Source organism: Burkholderia sp. AU16741, from assembly GCF_002223345.1.
In the GTDB taxonomy this organism is placed as follows: domain Bacteria; phylum Pseudomonadota; class Gammaproteobacteria; order Burkholderiales; family Burkholderiaceae; genus Burkholderia; species Burkholderia sola.
Map to the genome: position 1 here is coordinate 303,320 of NZ_NKEZ01000004.1, position 19,527 is coordinate 322,846.

At 63.9% G+C, this 19,527-nt stretch carries 20 protein-coding genes and 1 pseudogene; 7 read left to right on the plus strand and 14 right to left on the minus strand.

What is annotated here, in order from left to right; genetic code table 11:
- Positions 1-201: 201 nt before the first annotated feature.
- The 8 genes from CFB89_RS12875 to CFB89_RS12915 form a co-directional block, all read right to left on the minus strand.
- Positions 202-3,078, minus strand: coding sequence for a DUF927 domain-containing protein (locus tag CFB89_RS12875; protein ID WP_089468213.1), 2,877 nt, complete (start codon positions 3,076-3,078; stop codon positions 202-204).
- A 111-nt stretch (positions 3,079-3,189) separates the two neighbouring features.
- Positions 3,190-3,516 (minus strand): hypothetical protein, encoded by a 327-nt coding sequence (locus CFB89_RS12880; protein ID WP_089468214.1) that lies wholly within the window; start codon positions 3,514-3,516, stop codon positions 3,190-3,192.
- A gap of 10 nt (positions 3,517-3,526) precedes the next feature.
- The gene (locus CFB89_RS12885; RefSeq protein ID WP_089468215.1) at positions 3,527-3,874 is read right to left on the minus strand and encodes a hypothetical protein; all 348 of its coding nucleotides are present in this window, start codon (positions 3,872-3,874) and stop codon (positions 3,527-3,529) included.
- Positions 3,867-4,079, minus strand: a complete 213-nt coding sequence (locus CFB89_RS12890; protein WP_006765346.1) for a hypothetical protein — start codon at positions 4,077-4,079, stop codon at positions 3,867-3,869. Before CFB89_RS12890 ends, CFB89_RS12885 begins: the two co-directional genes overlap by 8 nt.
- A complete protein-coding gene (locus CFB89_RS12895) occupies positions 4,072-4,374 on the minus strand; it encodes a hypothetical protein (protein WP_089468274.1) in 303 nt (100 codons plus the stop codon). The genes CFB89_RS12890 and CFB89_RS12895 overlap by 8 nt, the downstream gene beginning before the upstream one ends.
- Positions 4,367-4,543, minus strand: coding sequence for a hypothetical protein (locus CFB89_RS12900; RefSeq protein WP_038759735.1), 177 nt, complete (start codon positions 4,541-4,543; stop codon positions 4,367-4,369). Before CFB89_RS12900 ends, CFB89_RS12895 begins: the two co-directional genes overlap by 8 nt.
- Before the next feature lie 327 nt (positions 4,544-4,870).
- Positions 4,871-5,395: a hypothetical protein gene (locus CFB89_RS12910; RefSeq protein WP_089468216.1), complete on the minus strand. Its 525-nt coding sequence runs from the start codon at positions 5,393-5,395 to the stop codon at positions 4,871-4,873.
- The gene (locus CFB89_RS12915; RefSeq protein WP_089468275.1) at positions 5,392-5,583 is read right to left on the minus strand and encodes an AlpA family transcriptional regulator; all 192 of its coding nucleotides are present in this window, start codon (positions 5,581-5,583) and stop codon (positions 5,392-5,394) included. Before CFB89_RS12915 ends, CFB89_RS12910 begins: the two co-directional genes overlap by 4 nt.
- Positions 5,584-6,548: 965 nt before the next feature.
- Here CFB89_RS12915 and CFB89_RS12920 point away from each other — a divergent pair.
- The 4 genes from CFB89_RS12920 to CFB89_RS12935 all read left to right on the plus strand — a co-directional run bounded on the left by CFB89_RS12920 (position 6,549) and on the right by CFB89_RS12935 (position 10,962).
- Complete coding sequence (locus CFB89_RS12920; RefSeq protein WP_256979668.1) at positions 6,549-6,821, plus strand: DUF3892 domain-containing protein; 273 nt, start codon at positions 6,549-6,551, stop codon at positions 6,819-6,821.
- Between the two features lie 695 nt (positions 6,822-7,516).
- Positions 7,517-8,947: an AAA family ATPase gene (locus CFB89_RS12925; RefSeq protein WP_089468218.1), complete on the plus strand. Its 1,431-nt coding sequence runs from the start codon at positions 7,517-7,519 to the stop codon at positions 8,945-8,947.
- A gap of 9 nt (positions 8,948-8,956) precedes the next feature.
- Positions 8,957-9,931 (plus strand): DUF4435 domain-containing protein, encoded by a 975-nt coding sequence (locus CFB89_RS12930; RefSeq protein WP_089468219.1) that lies wholly within the window; start codon positions 8,957-8,959, stop codon positions 9,929-9,931.
- 455 nt (positions 9,932-10,386) lie between these two features.
- The gene (locus CFB89_RS12935) at positions 10,387-10,962 is read left to right on the plus strand and encodes a recombinase family protein (protein WP_089468220.1); all 576 of its coding nucleotides are present in this window, start codon (positions 10,387-10,389) and stop codon (positions 10,960-10,962) included.
- Positions 10,963-11,744: 782 nt separating this feature from the next.
- On the opposite strand, the gene CFB89_RS12940 is transcribed toward CFB89_RS12935, so the two are convergent.
- Entirely contained in the window at positions 11,745-12,647 is a 903-nt protein-coding gene (locus tag CFB89_RS12940) for a LysR family transcriptional regulator (RefSeq protein WP_089468221.1), read from the minus strand.
- A gap of 120 nt (positions 12,648-12,767) precedes the next feature.
- Between CFB89_RS12940 and CFB89_RS12945 the strand changes: the two genes are divergently transcribed.
- Both CFB89_RS12945 and CFB89_RS12950 read left to right on the plus strand, forming a co-directional pair.
- Complete coding sequence (locus CFB89_RS12945; RefSeq protein WP_089468222.1) at positions 12,768-13,505, plus strand: SDR family oxidoreductase; 738 nt, start codon at positions 12,768-12,770, stop codon at positions 13,503-13,505.
- A gap of 44 nt (positions 13,506-13,549) precedes the next feature.
- Complete coding sequence (locus CFB89_RS12950; protein ID WP_089468223.1) at positions 13,550-14,449, plus strand: SDR family oxidoreductase; 900 nt, start codon at positions 13,550-13,552, stop codon at positions 14,447-14,449.
- A gap of 30 nt (positions 14,450-14,479) precedes the next feature.
- On the opposite strand, the pseudogene CFB89_RS12955 reads toward CFB89_RS12950, so the two are convergent.
- A pseudogene (locus CFB89_RS12955) lies at positions 14,480-15,370 on the minus strand (alpha/beta fold hydrolase).
- 106 nt (positions 15,371-15,476) lie between these two features.
- Here CFB89_RS12955 and CFB89_RS12960 point away from each other — a divergent pair.
- Complete coding sequence (locus CFB89_RS12960) at positions 15,477-16,364, plus strand: LysR substrate-binding domain-containing protein (RefSeq protein WP_089468224.1); 888 nt, start codon at positions 15,477-15,479, stop codon at positions 16,362-16,364.
- 108 nt (positions 16,365-16,472) lie between these two features.
- Here the strand turns inward: CFB89_RS12960 and CFB89_RS12965 are convergent, their stop codons facing one another.
- From CFB89_RS12965 to copC, 4 genes are all read right to left on the minus strand, one after another.
- Entirely contained in the window at positions 16,473-17,402 is a 930-nt protein-coding gene (locus CFB89_RS12965; protein ID WP_089468225.1) for a LysR family transcriptional regulator, read from the minus strand.
- 164 nt (positions 17,403-17,566) lie between these two features.
- Entirely contained in the window at positions 17,567-18,340 is a 774-nt protein-coding gene (locus CFB89_RS12970; RefSeq protein ID WP_089468226.1) for an SDR family oxidoreductase, read from the minus strand.
- A 182-nt stretch (positions 18,341-18,522) separates the two neighbouring features.
- Entirely contained in the window at positions 18,523-19,023 is a 501-nt protein-coding gene (locus CFB89_RS12975) for a DinB family protein (protein WP_089468227.1), read from the minus strand.
- Positions 19,024-19,090: 67 nt separating this feature from the next.
- Entirely contained in the window at positions 19,091-19,465 is a 375-nt protein-coding gene (gene copC / locus CFB89_RS12980) for a copper homeostasis periplasmic binding protein CopC (RefSeq protein WP_089468228.1), read from the minus strand.
- Between the last annotated feature and the right edge of the window lie 62 nt (positions 19,466-19,527).

Consider the following 19,527-nt stretch of genomic DNA (forward strand, 5'->3'; position numbering starts at 1 on the left):
GCGTGTCTCCAAACGATTTGGAGAACGCTGGAGATACTGGAGATAAACCGGGCTGGATTGTTACGGCTGAGGCAAGATTCGCAGCAAGCGCTCGCCCCGTTCCATCTGGAGCGGATCGCTCAAAGTAACTTTGACACGCGGGTGAAAAATGCCGCGCAAAGGAACGCCCGCCACCGCCCTCCCGGACGGCGGCGGTGCTTTTCACAGCTCAAGCGTGAAGATCGACGGCAGCACACGGTAGACCATGAACTTGCCGTGACCGGGGATGTATTCCTGCCGGTACGGATAGCCGTCGCTACGCGGCATCAGCACGCCTCGCTTCATCAGTGCCTTGGCGACGATCTTGTGATCGAAGCCGGCGCACACGTCCTTGCGGAATACGGCCGCTTCGATCAGGTATTCCGTTTCGACGCTTTCGGCATCGTCGGCGCTCATCTTGCCGCCGAACTCGGCGTAATACTCGCGATCGGATGCGATGGGCGTGCGCCGCTCGTCGCGTTTCACGTGCTGCTTGAAGCCCGCTCGATGCGGCACGTTCGGCCGATGGTCGTCCTGCGCCCGGTTCATCCACACGAAACGGTTGTCGCCGTGTGCGGCGAGGAAATGCTGTACCTGCCGCACGGCTTCCGCTTCGTCGGAGTTGCCCGTGCCGCCGCGTAGTTCGAGCCAGCCTTCGAAGCAGCGACGTGCTGCCTCGACCGCTTCGCCCTGCGGCCAGCCAGTCAGCCCGTGCGCCGTCGCCAGCTCGCCGGCCACCGCAACGAGACAGAACCGCTTGGCGACGCGCGCGACCTGTGAATGCGAGCCGTCCGGCACCCATTGCCCGACCAGCTCATCGACGCGCACACGCAGATGCTCGGCCAGCTCTCCGGCCTGCGACGACGCCCATTCGATGAACGCGGGGCCGGCCGTGCCGTAGTGCATGCCGGCGTGCCGCTCTAGATGCTCGATCAGCGCGGCCGGCGTCGGGAAGCCGTGCAGCTTCTCCACCACCCCCATTTCGCCGACCTCGGCCGGGATCGCCGGCAAGCGCACCTCGATACCGCCTTTCATGGGCTTGTTGCCCTCGGCCATCAACGCGGACACGCTCTTTTCGCCGTTCGACAGGAACAGCAGCCGCCACGTGAGCACGGGCTTGGCCGAGCCGCTACGCGACGCGCGGGCCTTGCCCGACTCGTTCGCGAGCATATAGATCACATCGCCGACCAAGCGCGGCTCGACCTGTCCAATTTCGTCGAGGATCAGCAGCGCGTCGCTATGCTGCGTCGCGACGGCTTCGAGCGCGTTGTCGGTCGCCTTCCAGCTCCGCACGTAGTCCGGCGAGCCGAACACGGACGCGGCGATGACGCCGCCCGTCGACTTGCCCTTGGACGTCGTGCCGAGCAGGTGAAAGCCGCCCGACTGAAGCCCGGAGAAGTGCAGCAGCGGACCAGCGAAGGCGGTTGCGACGCAGAACAGCAGCCGGCTATTGCCGACGCAGTAGGCTGCGACCTCGCGTTGCCAGTCGTCCAACGTCCCGCGCTCCTTAAACTGACTCTGGATCGGCGTATCGGCCTGATAGATCAGCGCCTCTTTGCCGGTGCCGATGACGCGATCGGGCAGCACGAACGCGCCGTGATGCCAGCCGACGCGCGGCACGCAGCGCACGCGCTCGTCCGGCTGCGCCATCTGGACATAGTTGGCGATCTGCGTGCGGGCGATCTGCGTCACGCCGAGCTTCACGCCCATGTCGAGCAGCATGCGGCGCAGCTCCGTACCGTCGCCGGCAAAGAGGCCGGCCGGCACCGCCCATCGTTTCAGGATGCCGTCGCGGTCCGTGAATTCGAGCAGGTAGCCCCACTCGCTGTTCATCTCGTTCCGTGTCTCCGCGATCACGTCGATACGCGTGCTGACCCAATGCGGCGGGAGAGGGTCGCCCTGATTGTTGAAGCCGTGAAACCACACGCCCTTGTCGTCGACGACGAACCGCGACTTGCCGTCCTGCGCGCGGGCCGTTTTCGGGCGCTTGGCGGGCTTCGCGGTGGCTGGTGCGACCTTGCCCTTGCCGACGTCAGCCGAGCCGGCCGGCGCGAGCGCAGCGCGCACGGCGGCGGCCACCGCATCCGGGCCGAGGTGCGCAGCCAGGTCGTTGAAGTCGGTGCCGGCTGCCGGGCGGTTCGGACCGAAGTCCGGCACGGCTACGATGCCGGCGACAGCCTCGGCCGCCGCGCGGGCCTTCGTGACGCCCGGATTGCCCTTTGTCGTGTGGTCGTCGTCGGCGCACACGACGATGCGGGCGGCCGGATACTGGCCGCGCAACGCCGTCGCCACGGCATGCAGGTTGCCGGCGTCGAACGCGACGGCGGCCGGATAGCCGGTCGCGGCCGCGAGCGTCGCGCACGTGGCGTAGCCCTCACCGATCAGCAGCGTGGACGGCGCGAAAGATAGCGGGCCGCCGATCAACGAGAAGCAGCCCGCCTTGCGGCCGTTCGGCAGATAGCGTTTCTGGCCGTCCGTCAGGACGAACTCCAGCGTCCACAGCTTGCCGTCCGCGTCACGGGCCGGGATGACGAGGGCGCCGTCGCATGCGGCCGTGCCGATGCACAAGCCGCCGCGATAGACGCGCAGCGCGTCGACCGGGATGCGCTTGCGAACGAGATACGGGTGATCGGCCGGCGCAGGCTCGGCCGCCGACCAGATCGATTCAGCGAGCGCCGACGCGGTTTGCTGTTTCTCGGTCAGTTCGGCCAGCTCGGCCGCTTCGCGGGCCGCGCGCTCGGCTTTCTGCCGCTCGCGCTCTGCTGGATTGACCGGCTTCGCCCGATGCGCGCGCGGATCGAAGCCGCCAAGCTTGGCGAGGTGAAACAGCGTGTTGATGGTGATCTTGCCGCCCTTGAACGACTTCCACACATCCCGCGCGTCCTTGCCGTTGTAGTTCTGCGCGCCTTGGCTCCATTCGTTCCAGAGGGCGAAGCCCTCCTCGCCAAACTCGGCCTTGAGCGCCATCCCGACCTGATGCCACGTGTCGCGGTCGTCGGGTGCGATATATCCGAGCGCGACGCGGGCCCGCTCGAATTCGGATAGGAGTGCGTGACTCATAGGTTCCCACTGGACGCGCGTCGGCAGACTCCCGATTAGTAGTCCATATCGGGCAAGCAGCTACCCGACGCGCGAAGAATTGAATGATGCGGCGATGCCTAGCGGCGGGCGTCAGCCGGCCGCGCGAGGCACCGACAGAACCGCCCCGCCGGCCGTGACGTCGTTGCTGTACACGTAGCGGCCGAGCCGCGACTCGCCAAGGGCGTCGTTGGCGGCCTCCAGCGCGGCGCCGATCGACGGCAGGGACGCGCGGAACAGGCTCAGCACAAGCCAGTAGTCGTCATCGGACATGGCCTTGTCGGCCGCCCAATGCAGGCTGTCCAGCAGCTCCATCGCATCGCTGATCCGTGTCCCGATGCGGGTAGGATCGGGGCGGTTCACCTCGGCCACGAAGTGCGGCGCGAGCGGTTGCACGGCATTCTTGTTCGTATTTGCCATGGCCGGTCCCTCAGTGTGTCGTGCGCGGTTCGCGCGTGACGAGGCCGAGTGCCGCGAACAGGTGCTGTTGCACGCGGCCCATCAGGCCGGCCGCGAATGCTTGGCGGCTGATCGTCACGCGGTGCGCGTCGACGTCGCCCGCGTCCTGCATGGCGGATTCCATGCCGCGCGCGAACGCAGCGGCTTGATGCGCCGCATAGTCGTGCAGCCGCACATCGCCTTTCAGGTCGAGCCATGCGTCGGCGCAGATCGCGCCCAGGTCGACGGCGAATTGCAGCTCGATCGGTGCGCCGGTATCGAGTGGCGGTGCGTTGTCGAATCCGTCGACAACCGCGGTTCGGAGGCGCTGGTCAGTCATGGCACACCTCCGGCTGCGCAGTGCGGCGCATTTCGGCCGAATAGCGGCTTGCAACGCTTTGCCCCATGTCGACGAGCGCTCGCTCGTAAGTGCCCTCCGCAAGATGGGAACGGACAGCATCGAACAGGGCTTCGAGCTGGGCGAATTGATGGGCCGCACACATGGCGATCATCGTGACTTCGTTCGGCAGGCGGTATTTAGACATGGCGTACCTCCAGAATCGACGTGAGGAGTTGCCCGACATCGATCGTGCAATCCAGCTCCGCTTCGCCGCGAATCGGCGTGAGGTTCCAGTCGTGGACGGCTGCATGCGTGAATTCGCCGGACCGCCGACCGTAGACGCTGCGCCCCGAGACGGGGCCGCCCAAGATCCGCACGCGCCAATCGTGATCGAGCGTCGGACGAGCCGATGCCACTTCAACCAGCATGCCGATACGCGAACGAGCATCGCACTTCGTGACGATCGCCAGATCGCCGATCTTGCAGCGCAGCTCAGCCATGGCGCACCTCCGCACGGACAAGCGCGGCGATCGCGGCCAGTGCCGCGCCGGTTGCATCGAGCGCGTCTTGATACGTGCTGGCGGTTGCTGCGTCGCGCAGTGCTGCGCGGACGATGGATTGAATGAGGTGGGATTGCTGCCCGGTATGGGCGTGCATGGACTGGCGCATGGATTGCGACCTCCTCTGGTGGGTTGAACCACCCGGACCTCAACGCCAATTGAGGTGGCCGGGCGCATGGCGGCGTTGGCGTACCGGACCCAGAGGAAACCGGCGAGCGCGAGCGCTCCACCACCAAGGCCCGACCGTAGAAGGCGCTTAGTGTGCGGACGTAAAAAAACCGCGCTGAGGCGGTCATCCGCCTCTGGAGATTGCCGGACGCCAATCCGGGTCGCTGTTGTCTCAGCGACGCGCACAGGATACCGCGCGATGCTGGACGACGCAAATCGCGACGCCCACGCCGTGTATTGCTTAGTGCAAAGTGACTTTGGGGGAGCATCAGGCGGCCTCCCCCTTGAGCACAGCGGTCGCCAGCTTGAGCTGTTCGATATCCAGTCGCGAGCTGCCCTGCGCCAGTGATTGGCCGAGCGCGACGCCCCGCAGCAGGGCGCTAACTTGCAAGCGGCGCGTCCCGTCCGTGCACTGCGCATCGATGTCGTTGTAAAGCGCACGATAGGCTTTCCGCAGCTGTCGATACTGTCGACGACGATAGTTCGCCGAATCCTGTTCAGCAGCGGCGATCGCCTGGACGAACTTCTCGCAGGCGGTGCCAAGTTGCTTTGTCGTCAGATGCGGGGCTTCGAGCGCGAGCGTCGAGGCGAGCGTGACGGCGATCGCTACGAGCTTCGCGGTGTCGTCGCCACGATTCCAGAAGCAACCCTCGATGTCATCGAGGATTCCAGCGAGCTTGCGGAGGCGGGCGTCGCGGCAACGCACGAACGCGGCGTCGCGCGCCGCGACGGCCGCGCCCATCGCGCGACCATACGGGCCGCCGCGATCGATCATAAGGGAGGGCGCGCTCATGCTTGCCCCCGCGTCGATTGGCGGGATTCGACCCAGTTCTGGACGTCTTGCGCGCGCCAGCCGACGCTCCTGGTCCCTAACTGGACCGGCGCTGGAAACTTGCCTTCACGAATCCAGCGATACAGCGTCGTTTTCTTGACGCCGACGCAATCCAGTACACCAATAAGTCGAAGAATCTTAAGAGCCATTTTCTGTTCAGAAATGGCCTGTTCCGCAAGAAGGAGGAAAGCGGCGGCAATAAACCGCGCCGTACTATCAAAGTACGGGCGCAATGAAGTTCGCGGGAGAGGCACAAAGTAACTTTGCAAAGTTACTTTGCACGGCGCGCCGCGCGCGGTATCATTCGTCCTAACAAGAGCTATGCGTTTCCTAGGCGCGGTGGCTCTTGTGGTTCCTCCAATTATGGAACAGGCAGCCAAGCCAAAAAATCGCCGGTGGGATGTGTTGGTAGCACACCCCCGGCACCCTCTCGTCAGCGCGACGAAATATGCTCAACGATTGAGCATTCCCCGCCTTTTTTCCCCTGCATCGCCCACAGATTCCTAGAGCCGTGTTCGATTAGGTGCCAACAAGTACCTCAATTATATCGAAAGGTCTGCCCCCATAAAAGATTTGTCTCGGACTAACACGAGAAATTGCTCCGACGCAAAGTGTCTTGGGCGGTCTCTTTTGGCCACAAAGAAAAACGAAACCGTTCGTATATCAGGATATCGTCACCGCGCGAGAGGGACAGGCCACGATAGGCACCTAAATTTCGGCCGTCGCAAAATTAAGCTTCATCGTCACACCCGGCGCACGAGATCGAACGTGATATTGAGCACGTGATGATTAACCGAGACACGGACTGCGCCAGTGGAGCGTCACCAGAAGGATTCGTGGGGACGGTAGCTATCGACCATGAGGCGACGTTCGTCGGCCTCATTGCTCTGCTTTCCAAATTTCAACTCCACCCAGCAACCGGTCATTGAGCTTCACGAGTGGATGTTGCATTGCTTCATCGGCCGTTCGGATCTTCGCATCCACCGATAGGGAATTCCCTATTCGAATTCGGTTAGCCAGCGTAAATACCTTGTCCTATAGTCCGAACAAACACGATTCTTTGTCTGAACGGGGGCAAACCATGACAACCACCTTCAAATGCATAGCTAAACGCATGACCGGAGGCCAGCGCCACGAGCACCTCAGCCAACTTTGGTGGGTCAAGTGCATTGATGGTCGCGAAACGACCGAAAGTGGAAGCTCAAGCCGAGATCAGATGGTCTCGTTCATTGAAAAAAATGGAAACACGTCTGTTTGGTGCCCAGACCAGAATCCACAACGTCAGGGCGCATGGGTACACGTCAATCATAATGGCCCAACTAAATACGTCCAGACGGTCGCCGATGGACGTTGGACCGACAACCTGTTAGCGCTACCGGATCGGTAGAGGAAACGATTACCGCTCTTGGGTTAGAGCAAGACAACAGGTGACCGCACAACAGCCTTCAGCTCTGCGGTATGCCGACCGGCTGCTTCGGGTCGGCTTCCGCCGGATGCAGTCCGTTCGACGCCGGCATCCGACAGCGACTCGCCGTTGGGCTGTAGTCGGCCACTTTCGGACGCTCGCCGGAGCCATGTGGTAATCGCTAGAACGACTGGTCCACTCTGAAGCCCGCCCGATGCCCAGTTGTCGGCGATCGCTGACGTCCATGTCTGGGCTGCTGTAAGGCAGATTCAGATCGATCCCCAGCCAGTCAAATTTGCTTGGCGCGGCCAGCGTCAGCTCACGACGAGCCGGACTGCCCCGCCAGTATTCAGGCACGCCTGCCAGACACAGACCCGGATGTCCCGTGCTCCGAGTGCGACACAAAGCACCCATCCACCAGTACGGCAAGAGGCGTATGCACAACGGCAAGCAAATAGACGATCCTGCCCCCCATGGTAAGCGCGGCCGCCACCTCAATTGCAAAAGGAAGCGTCTTATGCCTCGGCGCTGACCAGTGTTAGGCGATTAGCGGCGTTATGATGCTTCAACCCGTGCCGCCTCAGCGGCCGTCTGGCTAACGGCCCAGGATTCTTTAGCTTAAATTGCGTTACAATTTGAAACACAGACAATCGATTTTCACACTTTGAGTGCATGCGATGAGCTTACAGTTAACACGGTTTTCAATTATCGGCCTTCATGGCAAGTACAACATTGAAATTCCGATCGCCGATAATAGACTAATTCTTGTTGGGGTAAATGGACTCGGCAAGACGACGGTCATCAACTTCATGTACTTCGTACTCAGTGATCAGTGGACGAAGCTAATCGATTTTGAATTCTCCTCCATTCAATTGTGCATTAATGGAAGCGAGGTCGAAATCACAAGATCCGATGTCGAGTCGAAAGTTAATTCGATTGATAGGTATCAGAAGCTAGTGGCACGGTACGTGAACCGCAATATGCTGCCCCGCGCGCTGCTTTCTAAGATGTTATCGCACCCACTTTTTCAGCAGATACGGTACACACCCGACTCGGATCGCGATAAGCTCTTCGCTGTAATCTCCCGCGACCTCAATATGCCGTCGATGTATCTTCGTCGAATGATAGGAGATTTACCGAGTTCAATGCAAGCAGATCTCTTTGAATCGCTCGCCGACCCACACTCAATAATTGCACTTAATTCGATCATTAGAGAAGCTGGTGGGCACCAGGTCATTTACCTGCCCACCTACAGGCGCATCGAACAGGATCTGAAGGCAATTTTCCCCCACGCCGATAATGAAGATCTACAGAAATTAACAATGTCTGTTGACGACACGGTTCGGACACGCTCTAAGGGTTACGTCGAACTGGTGCAATTCGGCATGCAGGACGTAGAAAAGAAGCTTTCAGAAGAACTCGAAACCATACAAAAGCGAACCCGCGAGCAGCTTACTACTCTAACGGCAAGTTACCTTCAAGACATCATAAGGAGTCGCGCGGATAAGGTCAGGCCGGAACTTATCGAGACAATGAGTGACGCCGTTGTCGAGACGGTATTGCGTCGCGTTGAGGAGAACACTTTGAGCGCCGACGACAAGCGCGAGGTCCAGAATGCTATCCGGAGAATAAGGACCGGCGCAAATCCTCCAGAGGCACGAGATCGCTATTTGGCCTATTTCTTCTCTCGATTGCTGGATATTTATACTGACTTGCACAGCAGTGAGATCGCGATAAGGACATTAGTCAAGACTTGCAATAAATATTTAGTGGGAAAAAAGCTTGTCTATAACGATGCGAATTTCACTTCGACAGTCATCGACCGCGACGGAAGCCCTCTCGATTGGAGAATGCTCTCATCGGGCGAGAAACAGGTCGCATCGTTGTTTACGCACCTCTATCTTTCAAAGGAAAAATCTCAGATTGTATTGATCGACGAGCCGGAGTTGTCGCTATCTGTGCCTTGGCAGAAACTATTATTACCAGACATAGTCGACTCGGAGAACTGCAAGCTGCTCGTCGCCGTTACACATTCCCCGTTTATCTATTCGAATGCCTTGGATCCGTATGCCGTTGATCTTTCAAAATTAATAAAATTAACGCACTAAGGCCCGTCTATGAGCTATGCGGACGAATTGCGCGCAGAGTCGCGCCGGGGACACTCTGTATTTCACGAGTTCATATTAGCGCTTGCTGAAGTTCCAGCCGACGCGCACTTTGCTTTTTATGAGGGCGACGAGGACGCGTCATTTTATGCGCCACATATCTTACGCAGATTGGGCGCGCGTCAGTTGCATTCGTTCATTTGCAACGGAAGGACGGAAGTATTGAAGGTCAACGAACTTACGTTGCGAGACGGACGATGTTCCGATAGATCGCTGTTTTTCATCGACAAAGACCACAGCGACATCGTCGGAACTGCACAAGAGCAAATAGCGGAATCGAACCTGTTTCAAACGCGTTGCTACTCGATCGAGAACTATTTGGTGAGTGAAGCTGTACTTCGAGAATTTTGGGTCCAACGCCTCCATCTGTCGAGCAGGGACGAGCGTTTGCAGGACTCGCTCGAAAAACTGCGAACACTGCAGCGCAAGTTCCAAAATCGAAGTCGAATTCTTATGGCGATCGTGCTTTTCGGACGTGGTATAGATAGCCGACCGATCGTTAAGCTGAACCTTAACAACGTTCAACTGGACAAAATTTTCGATATTGACATCGGCTCACAGAATTGCGTCTACGCACACGGAGCAGGTCAACATTTTCTTGGCGCAACGAATATGCTAAATAGCGGAGCCAAGCCGACGTCTCGGGAGCTGAGGACGATTTACCGGCGATATCTCAAAGAACGCGAACCGCAAAGTTATATCCGCGGAAAGTACGAGCTTTGGTTCTTTTGGAAGATTCTCACATTATTCACCCGTGATGTCAGCGATCGTGAGAAAGCAAAACTCTCGGGGCTAAAACGAGCGACTCCAACGTGGACGCTATCACTTGCCGGGTGCGTTGAATCGTTGGCGAGCCTTCTCCCGTGCCCCCCAGATTTGTCAGACTTCCTGGATAGGAGGATCGTCCCAGCGAGCGGGACGGCGTGACTCCTCCATTGCAGGCAAGACGATACACGAGCGAGATAGCGTCGAATGGCGGTGTCGAATTCGTTTTGTAGACAGAAATGGGACGCCGTGTGGAGTGCTGTTCGTGGTCGTAAGGACTCGTTCGCACTTACCCTCAACCGATCAGTCTGCACGGCATCTCAATGAAAGCAAAGCGGCATACGCCAGTCAAACGGGCGCCTGATCGGTGGAAGTCAGCCAATACCGACGATTTGTCTTCGCTCGCATCGGCATCGGCATCCGATATTCGAGACGACGACATCGCGAGCGACGGTAAAGACCGACCAGAAGGTAACCGGCCTCCAATCAAAATGCACCAGTCCAAAACCGATCCCTTTCGGACAACCCCTTTCCGCCCTGTCCAAAAATAAGGGTTGAAGTATTTTGGACAGGCGTCTATATTCGGACATCTATTTCGTACAGATTGAGTGCCCGATATGTCCCGAACCTTCGCTTATGCCCGCGTCAGCACGTCCGACCAGACCACCGCGAACCAGTTACGCGAGATCGAGGCGGCCGGCTTCTCCGTCGACAAGCGCCGCGTCGTATCGGAAAGCATTTCAGGGAGCGTGAGCGCCGATCAGCGGCCGGGCTTCGCAAAGTTACTTGACCGGATGGAAGAAGGCGATGTGCTGATCGTGACGAAGCTCGATCGGCTCGGCCGCAATGCAATGGACGTGCGGGCCACGGTCGAGGGTTTGGCCGAGCGCGGTATCCGGGTTCATTGTCTCGCCTTGGGCGGCGTCGATCTGACGAGTGCGGCCGGCCGGATGACAATGCAGGTGTTGAACGCGGTGGCCGAGTTCGAACGCGATCTGCTGATCGAACGAACGCATGCCGGCATCGCTCGCGCTAAGGCAGAAGGCAAGACGATGGGACGGCCGTCCGCCCTGTCGGACCAACAGCGGGCGGAGGTGCTGCGCGAGCTGGATGCGGGGGCGAGCGTGGCCGCGCTCGCCCGACAATTCGGCACGAGCCGCCAGACAATCATGCGGGTACGCGACGCGGCGTAACGCCTCTCCTACCAAATTCACTTTTCACGGGCCGCAAGGCCCGTTTCTGTTTCTGCGCGCGGAGGAGTGGCGGCACGGGAGATTCTTTGCGCGCAGCGTCCCAGACGGCGGGCCAATTCCCGAGCTGGTCGACGTGGCTCGATGCATTCGACGCTTATCTCCAAACTTATCTCCAGAAAAATAGGTGTGTTGGAGATACACTTGGAGATAACCAAAGCCCCGCCAGATAAGGCAGAGAGGCCGAGTTGAGCCGTTATCTCCAACTCTCCAGAAAATTTCGCATCTGGCGAGGCAAGAATGGACCTTGATCTCTTCGTATAGTGGCTGCGCCGGCAGCGCGGGGGCAACTCCGGGGGCAACTCCACAACACCCCCCAAGCAATCCCCTTACAGCACGGGCCTTACAGCGAATAATTTCATTCCGGCCCTGGCACCAGTCTTTCGCAGCGTCCGCGCTGCCTTCGTCGAAACCCGCGCAAGCTCGCCGCTTCGCGGGTTTTTTGTTTTTGCGCCGCGTTCGCCGCAACAGGTGCCCGCCCGGCAGTCCAAGCCTCAGGGAATGCCGACCACGGAGGCCGCCCATGTCCATGCGCGCGATTGCCTGCCGGATCTGCGGCGGCGTGCTCGCCACCGTGCTGGCGCTCATGCTCGGGGGGCGGCAGACCGAGCGCACCGCCCGTACCCGACTGTCCCGGGCCACATGCGCCCTATCCGTTCCCGGACAACCTTCCCCCACCGCACCGAATGACCTGACGGGCGCCCTTCGCCGGGCAGCCGCTCCACTCAAGCCGTCAACTCGCGCACGAAGTCGAGAAACACCCTCACCTTGGCCGAAACGAGATTCGACGCGTGGTGATACGCGTAAAGCGGGAAAGTCTCGTCCGCCCATTCGGGCAACACCTGCACCAACCGCCCGTCGGCCAGGACGTCCCGCGCATAGAGCTCCAGCAGTTGCGCGATGCCGACGCCGCCCACGCATGCGCCGAGCAGCCCGCCCGTATCGTTGACCGTCAGCCTGCCGGCGACGTCGACCGGCACGACTTCCTTGCCCCGATGAAACTCCCATTCGTACGGCCGCCCCGTCACCGGATCGCGGATCAGCACGCACCGATGACCGTCCGCGAGATCCCGCGGGTGCCTCGGCTCGCCATGACGCGCGACGTAGGCCGCCGACGCGCAGGTCAGCACGCGCGTCTCGAGCAGCAGGCGCGCGCGATATGACGACGGCTCCGGGATGCCGAAGCGCACGGCCACGTCGAAGCCGTCGGCGACGAGGTCGCCCATCCGGTCCCGCACGCTGATTTCGACCGACAGGTCGGGAAAGCGGTCGAGAAATTCCGCCATCCGCGGCGCCAGCACGGCGTGGCCGAACGTGCCGTCCACGTTGACTCGCAACCGCCCCCTCACGCGCGCCTTCGACTGGCCGGCATCGAGCGCCGCCTCCTCGATGCCGGCCAGCAGCGGCGCGACCGCCTCGTAAAAGCGTCGCCCTTCGTCGGTCAACGTGATCGCGCGCGCCGTGCGGTTGAAGATCCGGATGCCGACCCGCTCTTCCAGCCGGGCGACCGCGCGGCTCACCGCCGGTTGCGTCAACCCCAGCGCCTCGCCTGCCCGCGCGAAGGTGCCGGCCTCGATCACCGCGGAGAGCACCCCGATACCGCTGAGCAGCCTGCTGTCGAATCTCATGAGACATACTTTCAGTCATCCATTGACTGATCATTATTCATTATTTTTATTTATCGAGGAAGCCTACAGTAGCCCTGTCGCCGGATCGAACGGCATTCATCCACTCACCAGGAGCAGGACATGAGCACATCGGAACAAGTCGCCCTCGTCACGGGTTCGTCGCGCGGCATCGGCGCGGAAATCGCCCGCCAACTCGCCCGGGACGGCTTCCGGGTCGTCGTCAACTATGCCGGAAGCGCCGGCCCGGCCCGCGAAGTGGTCGACGCGATCGTCGCCGACGGCGGGCAGGCGGTCGCGGTGCAGGCGAACGTCGCCGACCCGGCGGCCGTGGCCGCGCTGTTCGACACCGCGCAACAAGCATTCGGCGGCCTGGACGTGGTGGTCAATTCCGCGGGCGTGATGAAGCTGGCGGCCATCGCCGACTGCGACGACGCGCTGTTCGACGAAACGATCGCCATCAACGTGAAAGGCACGTTCAACGTCTGCCGCGAAGCGGCCAGGCGGGTGCGCGACGGCGGACGCATCATCAACCTGTCGACCAGCGTGATCGGCATGCGCATGCCGACTTACGGCGTGTACGTCGCCAGCAAGGCGGCGGTCGAAAGCCTGACGCAGGTGCTCGCGCAGGAAATGCGCGGGCGCGGCGTCCGCGTGAATGCCGTCGCGCCGGGACCGGTCGCGACCGAATTGTTCCTGCAGGGCAAGAGCCCCGAACTCGTCGATCGGCTCGCGAAGCTGAACCCGCTCGAGCGGCTCGGCCAGCCCGACGACATCGCGCGCGTCGTCGCGTTCCTCGCCGGCCCCGACGGCGCGTGGGTCAACGGGCAGATCCTGCGCGCCAACGGCGGCATGTGCTGACGGGCCGCTCGCCGCCGCCTCATCTTTTCGCCAGGAGATCGCTCATGAAGGAAATCGTCCTCGTCACCGGCGCGTCCAGCGGCTTCGGCTGGCTGACGGCCCAGGCACTCGCCCGCGCCGGTCACACGGTCTACGCGTCGATGCGCGAGAGCACCGGGCGCAATGCGCCGCGCGTCGCCGCCATCGCCGCCTATGCGCGACAACACGGCGTCGACCTGCGCAGCGTCGAACTCGACGTCGGCGACGATGCATCGGTCGACGCCGCCATCGACCGCGTGATCGCCGACCACGGCCGTCTGGACGTCGTCGTCCACAACGCCGGTCACATGGTGTTCGGGCCGGCCGAAGCGTTCACGCCCGAACAGCTGGCGCAGCTCTACGACGTCAACGTCGTGTCGACCCAGCGCGTGAACCGCGCGGCGCTGCCGCACCTGCGCCGCCGGGGCCGCGGCCTGCTCGTGTGGGTGTCGTCCTCGTCGGCGCGCGGCGGCACCCCGCCGTTCCTCGCCCCTTACTTCGCCGCGAAAGCCGCGATGGATTCGCTCGCGGTGTCCTACGCGGCCGAACTCGCGCGCTGGGGCATCGAAACGTCGATCGTCGTGCCGGGCGCGTTCACCCGCGGCACGAATCACTTTCTTCATGCGGGCAAGCCGGCCGATACCGCCGTGCAGGCCGCCTACGACAGCGGGCCGTACGCAGGCGTCGCCGATCAGGCGTTGAAGGGCCTCGCCGCGCTTGAACCGGCCGACGCCGACGCGGGCGCCGTCGCCACGGCGATCGCCGAGCTCGTCGCGGCGCCGGCCGGCAAGCGCCCCTACCGCGTATTCGTCGACCCGTCGCAGGACGGCGCCGAGGAGGTGTTCCGCGTCGGCGACCGCATCCGCCGCGAGATGTTCAAGAACATCGGGCTCGCCGATCTGCTCGCGCCGCGCGCTGGCGGCTGATCCTTCGCGCGTCGGGCCGGCCGGCGCGCGTCACCCTCGCTCGCAGAACCGGAGAATCGCGTCCGCGACCGCCGCCGCGGATTCGCGCTGCGGGAAGTGACCGATTCAGTCAAGCACGTGCCGCTCGTAGCGCCCGGCGAAGAACCGCTCGCGCCCGGCCGAGCTGTCCGGATGATTGCAGGTGTCCGCGCCGCCGTGCAGCACGAGCGTCGGCACCGTCAGCACGGGCGCCGGGTTCAGCCTCGCATCGTCGTCGGCATAAGCCGGCGCGCCCGGCGCGAAGCCCCAGCGCTGCCGGTACGAATGCAGCACGACGTCGATCCAGTCGGGTCCGTCGAACGCCACGGCCGCCGCATCGAAATCGCTGTCGCGATACCAGTCCGGCGGCGACCACGTGTCCCACATCAGGCGCGCGAACGCGCGGCGGTCGTCGCGCAGCGCCTGCTCGCCGCGCGGCGTCGCCATGAACCAGTGATACCAGTAGTTGCGCGCCTGCTGCAGCGACAGCGGCTGGGCGGGATCGTTGGTGCCGTACCCGACCGACAGCATCACGAGATGCGATGCGGCGGCGTCGCGCAACCCGCACGCGTTCGCGGCCGCGCGGGCGCCCCAGTCGTGCCCGACCAGCACGGGCGGCTCGATACCGAGCACGTCGACGAATTCGAGCAGGTCGCGCCCGAGCGCCGCGAGCTGGCCGCTGCGCGGTACGGACGCGTCGCGAAAACGCGTCGGCGCGAAGCCGCGCAACGCGGGCGCGAGCACGCGGTAGCCGCGCGCGGCCAGCGCCGACGCCACCGCCTCCCATCCGACCGGGCTGTCCGGCCAGCCGTGCAGCAACACGGCCACGCGCTCGCCGCGCGGGTTCCATTCGAGATAGGCAATGTCGAGCGACGCGGTCGTCGCTTGCGCATAGGTCGTCATCATGTACTCCGTCAGGTCGGCAGGAACCTACGATGGTAGGCCACCCTTTCATCACGATTCGCGGAGTATCATGATTAACTCTTCAAATATTGCGTTGAATTCACCCATGCAACCGCCGACCGATCCCGCGTCCACCGCGCTCGACATCGCGCTGCTGCGCACCTTTCTCGAAGTCGTCGACAGCCGCGGGTTCGCGCCGGCCGCGGAACGCCTCGCCCTGACGCCATCCGCCGTCAGCGGCCACATCAAGCGGCTTGAACAGGCGGCCGGCACCGTGCTGCTGGCGCGCACGACGCGCCGGATCGCGCTGACGCCGGCCGGCGACACGCTGTACGCGTACGCGCGCAACATCGTCGACATGGAGCGCGAGGTGCGCGCACGGCTGCGCGGCGCGCCGGCGCACGGGCCGCTGCGGATCGGCGCGTCGGAGGATTTCGCGGGCACGTGGCTGCCGCGGGTGCTGCGCACGTTCCGCGACAGCCATCCGCGCACGTCGATCGAACTGAAGGTCGGCATCACCGCGTCGCTGCTGCGGGAGCAATCGTTGGGCCGGCTCGACGTCGTGTTCGGCAAGCAGTGCCGGCAGGTCGACACGCCGGGCGAACTGCTGTGGGAGGAGCCGCTGGTGTGGGCATTCGCGGCCGATACGGCGCTCGACGCCGACGAAGGCGTGCCGCTCGCGCTGTTTCCGGAACCGTGCGTGTACCGGGAAGCCGCGGTGTCCGCGCTCGCAGCCGCGCTGCGGCCGTTTCGCGTGCTGTTCGAAAGCGCGAGCATGGCCGGCTGCATGTCGGCCGCGCTCGCCGGCTTCGCGGTCACGGCGCTCGCGCGCAGCCAGTTGCGCGACGGCCTGCGCGCATGCGGGCCGCACGACGGCCTGCCGGCGCTGCCCGCCGCCCGCTTTTACGCATTCGCGTCGAAACCCGCGGGCGTCGGCGCCGCGCTGATCGACGCGGTGCGGGCGACCGGGCGCACGCGGCAGTTCGCCGCCTGAGCACGCGCGGCGCGCTCGCCGCACGGGCTGCCCCTCGCGCCGCCGCTCGAGCGGCGCCACGGGCCGGCAAACGGCGGGCGGCCCGCGGATACCGGCACGATCCCGCTTTCAGTCGCCGCCGTCGCTCGCGCCCGCGTCGTTCAATGCCTCCGCCATCAACGCGCCGAACCATTCGATGAACGCGTTGAGCCGCCTCGAGCGATGCCGGCGGTGCGGATACACGGCCGACACGTCCATCGGCTCGGCGCGGTGGCCGGGCATCACGTCGACGAGTGCGCCGCTCGCCAGCAAATGCTCGACGTCGAAGCGCGGAATCTGGATCAACCCCATTCCCGCAACACAGCTGGCGATATAGGTTTCGGCGTTGTTGACGATCACGCGGCTCGGCAGCGTCAGCGTGTGCCGCTGCCCGTCCGCGCAGTATTCCCAGCCGAGCTCGCGCCCCGTCGTCGGCGACGCATAGCCGATCGCCCAGTGCCCGTGCGCGAGCGCATCCGGATGCTCGGGCACGCCGCATTCGCGCAGGTAGCCGGGGCTCGCGCAGTTGATCAGCGTGAACTGTCCGAGCGGCCGCACGACGAGGCTGCTGTCCGCGAGCCGCCCGACGCGGATCGCGCAATCGACGCCCTCCTGCACGAGGTCGATCGCGCGGTCCGTGGAGCCGAGCGACAGTTGCAGCTTCGGGTGACGGCGAAACAGCGACGGCAGCGCGGGCGCCACGACGCGGCGTGCGATCCGGCTCGGCATGTCGACGTTCAGCCGCCCGACCACGTCGCGGTCGCGGCGCCGGAACAGGCGATCGAGTTCGTCGGCTTCCGCGAGCAGGCGCCGGCCGCGTTCGAGCAGCAGCGCGCCGTCGGCGGTCAGCTGCACCTGGCGCGTCGTGCGGTGCAGCAGCCGCGTGCCGAGCGCCGTCTCGAGCTGCTGGACGGCCGCCGACACGGTCGCGCGCGGCACGTCGAGCGCATGCGCGGCCTTGATGAAGCTGCCCATCTCGGCAACCTGCAGGAAGATCCTGACCTGATCCAGCTTGTCCATCGGCGGGAAACCCGGGTTCGAACCACGATCGGCGCCGGCCGCCGCGCATCGCGGCCGGCTTCGGCGACAAGAGAAAACGGGCGCGCGACCTCGTGGCCGCGCGCCCGTCCATTGTCCACGCAAACGCGCCAGTGCGGGGCGCCGCGCGGCGGCAAGCGGCCCGGTTACTTGGTCGTGTAGCCGCCGTTGATCAGGATCGTCTGGCCGGTGATCCACCAGCCGTCGGTCACGAGATGGCGGATGAACGGCACGACGTCCTCGATGTCGGTCAGCCCCGTCTTGCTGAACGGCGACAGCGCGGCGGCCGTCTTGTGATACGCGACCGCATCGGCGCCTTCGGCCGGATAGAAGAACGGCGTGTCCATCGGGCCGGGCCCGACGGCCGTCACCGAGATCCCGCGCGCGCCGTACTCCTTCGACGCCGCGCGCGTGAAGTGCTCGACCGGCGCCTTCGACCCTTCGTACGCCGCGTAGAACGGTGTGAACGCGCCGAGCAGCGACGTCACGAGCGTGACGAGCTTGCCGTGATCCTCCAGGTGCCGCCCGGCTTCCTTGATGAAGAAGAACGCCGACTTGCTGTTGACCGCGAACATCTCGTCGTACTCGGCCTCGCTGATTTCCGTGAACGGCTTCTTCAGCACCTTGCCCACCGTGTTGATCGCGATGTCGATCTTGCCGAAGCGCTGCTTCGCGTCGTCGAACAGCTTCTCGACCGCGGCCGCCGTCGTCAGGTCCGCCCGGAACGTCGCGGCTTCCGCCCCGGCCGCGCGCACCGCCGCGGCCGTCTCCTCGGCCTGAGCCTGCGACCCCGCGCTGTTGTAGTGAATCGCCACCGCCTTCGCGCCGTGGCCCGCCAGGTCCCGGGCGATCAGGCCGCCGAGATTCTTTGCGCCGCCTGCGATCAGGACGACCTTGTCTGCGAGCGTATGAGTTGCCACGGTTGACTCCTTTTTTCGTTGAACGAAGCTAGGAGTGTAGGCATGCGCGGCGTGCCGATCAGCCGGCCGCGGCTGGATGGATTATCCAGAAAACCGATCCAATCGAAGCGACGCAAGGTGGTCTGCCGCACCGACGGCGGCGGCGGATTCTGCAATTATTCGCGGCATGGCCGCCGGCCCGCTCAGCGCGCGTACCGCGCCGCGTCGATCTTGCCGAGCAGCCACTGCATGCCGGCGAGATGCTGCTGGTCGTGGCTGCACAGGTAATGGACGAGCCCGCGCACGGTCAGCGAACCGTAGCCGTCGAACGCGCCGGTACGCTCGAACTGTTCGGGCGTGACGCGCGACAGCCGCGCCAGCGTCTCGCGCCGCGCGTCGCGAATCGCCGCGAGCACGTCGGACGCATACGCGTCGTCGTAGCGCCGCTCGATCGCGAGAGAGTCGCCGTCGATCGACACGAGCAGCGGGTGGTCTTCGTCGAGCATGCGACGCAGCCGCACGTGATAGCCGTCGATCTCGATGTCGCGCACGTGGCAGAGCTGCCCGAGCGGCGAGAAGGGCTCGCTCGGGATGCCGGCCCAGTCGTCGGGTGTCCAGCGCGCATAGCCGTCGGGCACGGCCGCGAAATGCGCTTCGAGCTGACGGGGGAAATCGGCGAGTGCGTCGAGCGTCGTCGGATTCATGCGGGGAAACTCCCTGTCGGATAAAGGCGCGCGGCAACCCTGGCATGGGCCGGCCGCCGCCGTTGCGTCACTTCACGGTGAAGCCGTACGCGCCCTGCGTGCGATGCCCGTCGGTCGCGACGGCCACCCACTTCACCGTATACGCGCCCACGCCGAGCGCCGCGAGCGGCACCGTCATCCGCTTGCGGTTCGACGCGTCGATGCGCGCGCGGTCGCTCGACACCGTCTTGCCGTCGCCGTCGACGACGACGATCGAGCTGAATGCCGGCTCCAGCGGCTCGGTGAAGTCGATCGTGACGGCGGCCGGTGCGGTGGCCGGCGCGGCGCCCGCCACCGGGTCGCTCTTCGCGAGATGCGCGTGCGCGAACGCGGCAGACGAGACGGTCACGGCGACGACGACGGCGGCCGCGTGGCGGCCGAACGGGAATGAATCGAAACGCATGGACGGTCCGTGAAGTATGAACGGGCGCCGCGCGCGGCGCGGCGTTCCGGCAGCTTACCAGC

Bases quoted from the DNA above. Each gene is read 5' to 3' on its own strand.
- CFB89_RS12945 (WP_089468222.1), top strand. From the start codon at position 12,768: ATGAGCACATCGGAACAAGTCGCCCTCGTCACGGGTTCGTCGCGCGGC.
- CFB89_RS12925 (WP_089468218.1), top strand. From the start codon at position 7,517: ATGAGCTTACAGTTAACACGGTTTTCAATTATCGGCCTTCATGGCAAG.
- CFB89_RS12880 (WP_089468214.1), bottom strand. From the start codon at position 3,516: ATGGCAAATACGAACAAGAATGCCGTGCAACCGCTCGCGCCGCACTTC.
- CFB89_RS12900 (WP_038759735.1), bottom strand. From the start codon at position 4,543: ATGCGCCAGTCCATGCACGCCCATACCGGGCAGCAATCCCACCTCATT.
- CFB89_RS12960 (WP_089468224.1), top strand. From the start codon at position 15,477: ATGCAACCGCCGACCGATCCCGCGTCCACCGCGCTCGACATCGCGCTG.
- CFB89_RS12940 (WP_089468221.1), bottom strand. From the start codon at position 12,647: ATGAGATTCGACAGCAGGCTGCTCAGCGGTATCGGGGTGCTCTCCGCG.
- CFB89_RS12910 (WP_089468216.1), bottom strand. From the start codon at position 5,395: ATGAGCGCGCCCTCCCTTATGATCGATCGCGGCGGCCCGTATGGTCGC.
- CFB89_RS12965 (WP_089468225.1), bottom strand. From the start codon at position 17,402: ATGGACAAGCTGGATCAGGTCAGGATCTTCCTGCAGGTTGCCGAGATG.
- CFB89_RS12875 (WP_089468213.1), bottom strand. From the start codon at position 3,078: ATGAGTCACGCACTCCTATCCGAATTCGAGCGGGCCCGCGTCGCGCTC.
- CFB89_RS12890 (WP_006765346.1), bottom strand. From the start codon at position 4,079: ATGTCTAAATACCGCCTGCCGAACGAAGTCACGATGATCGCCATGTGT.
- CFB89_RS12915 (WP_089468275.1), bottom strand. From the start codon at position 5,583: ATGGCTCTTAAGATTCTTCGACTTATTGGTGTACTGGATTGCGTCGGC.
- CFB89_RS12950 (WP_089468223.1), top strand. From the start codon at position 13,550: ATGAAGGAAATCGTCCTCGTCACCGGCGCGTCCAGCGGCTTCGGCTGG.
- copC (WP_089468228.1), bottom strand. From the start codon at position 19,465: ATGCGTTTCGATTCATTCCCGTTCGGCCGCCACGCGGCCGCCGTCGTC.
- CFB89_RS12930 (WP_089468219.1), top strand. From the start codon at position 8,957: ATGAGCTATGCGGACGAATTGCGCGCAGAGTCGCGCCGGGGACACTCT.
- CFB89_RS12935 (WP_089468220.1), top strand. From the start codon at position 10,387: ATGTCCCGAACCTTCGCTTATGCCCGCGTCAGCACGTCCGACCAGACC.
- CFB89_RS12895 (WP_089468274.1), bottom strand. From the start codon at position 4,374: ATGGCTGAGCTGCGCTGCAAGATCGGCGATCTGGCGATCGTCACGAAG.
- CFB89_RS12885 (WP_089468215.1), bottom strand. From the start codon at position 3,874: ATGACTGACCAGCGCCTCCGAACCGCGGTTGTCGACGGATTCGACAAC.
- CFB89_RS12920 (WP_256979668.1), top strand. From the start codon at position 6,549: ATGACCGGAGGCCAGCGCCACGAGCACCTCAGCCAACTTTGGTGGGTC.
- CFB89_RS12975 (WP_089468227.1), bottom strand. From the start codon at position 19,023: ATGAATCCGACGACGCTCGACGCACTCGCCGATTTCCCCCGTCAGCTC.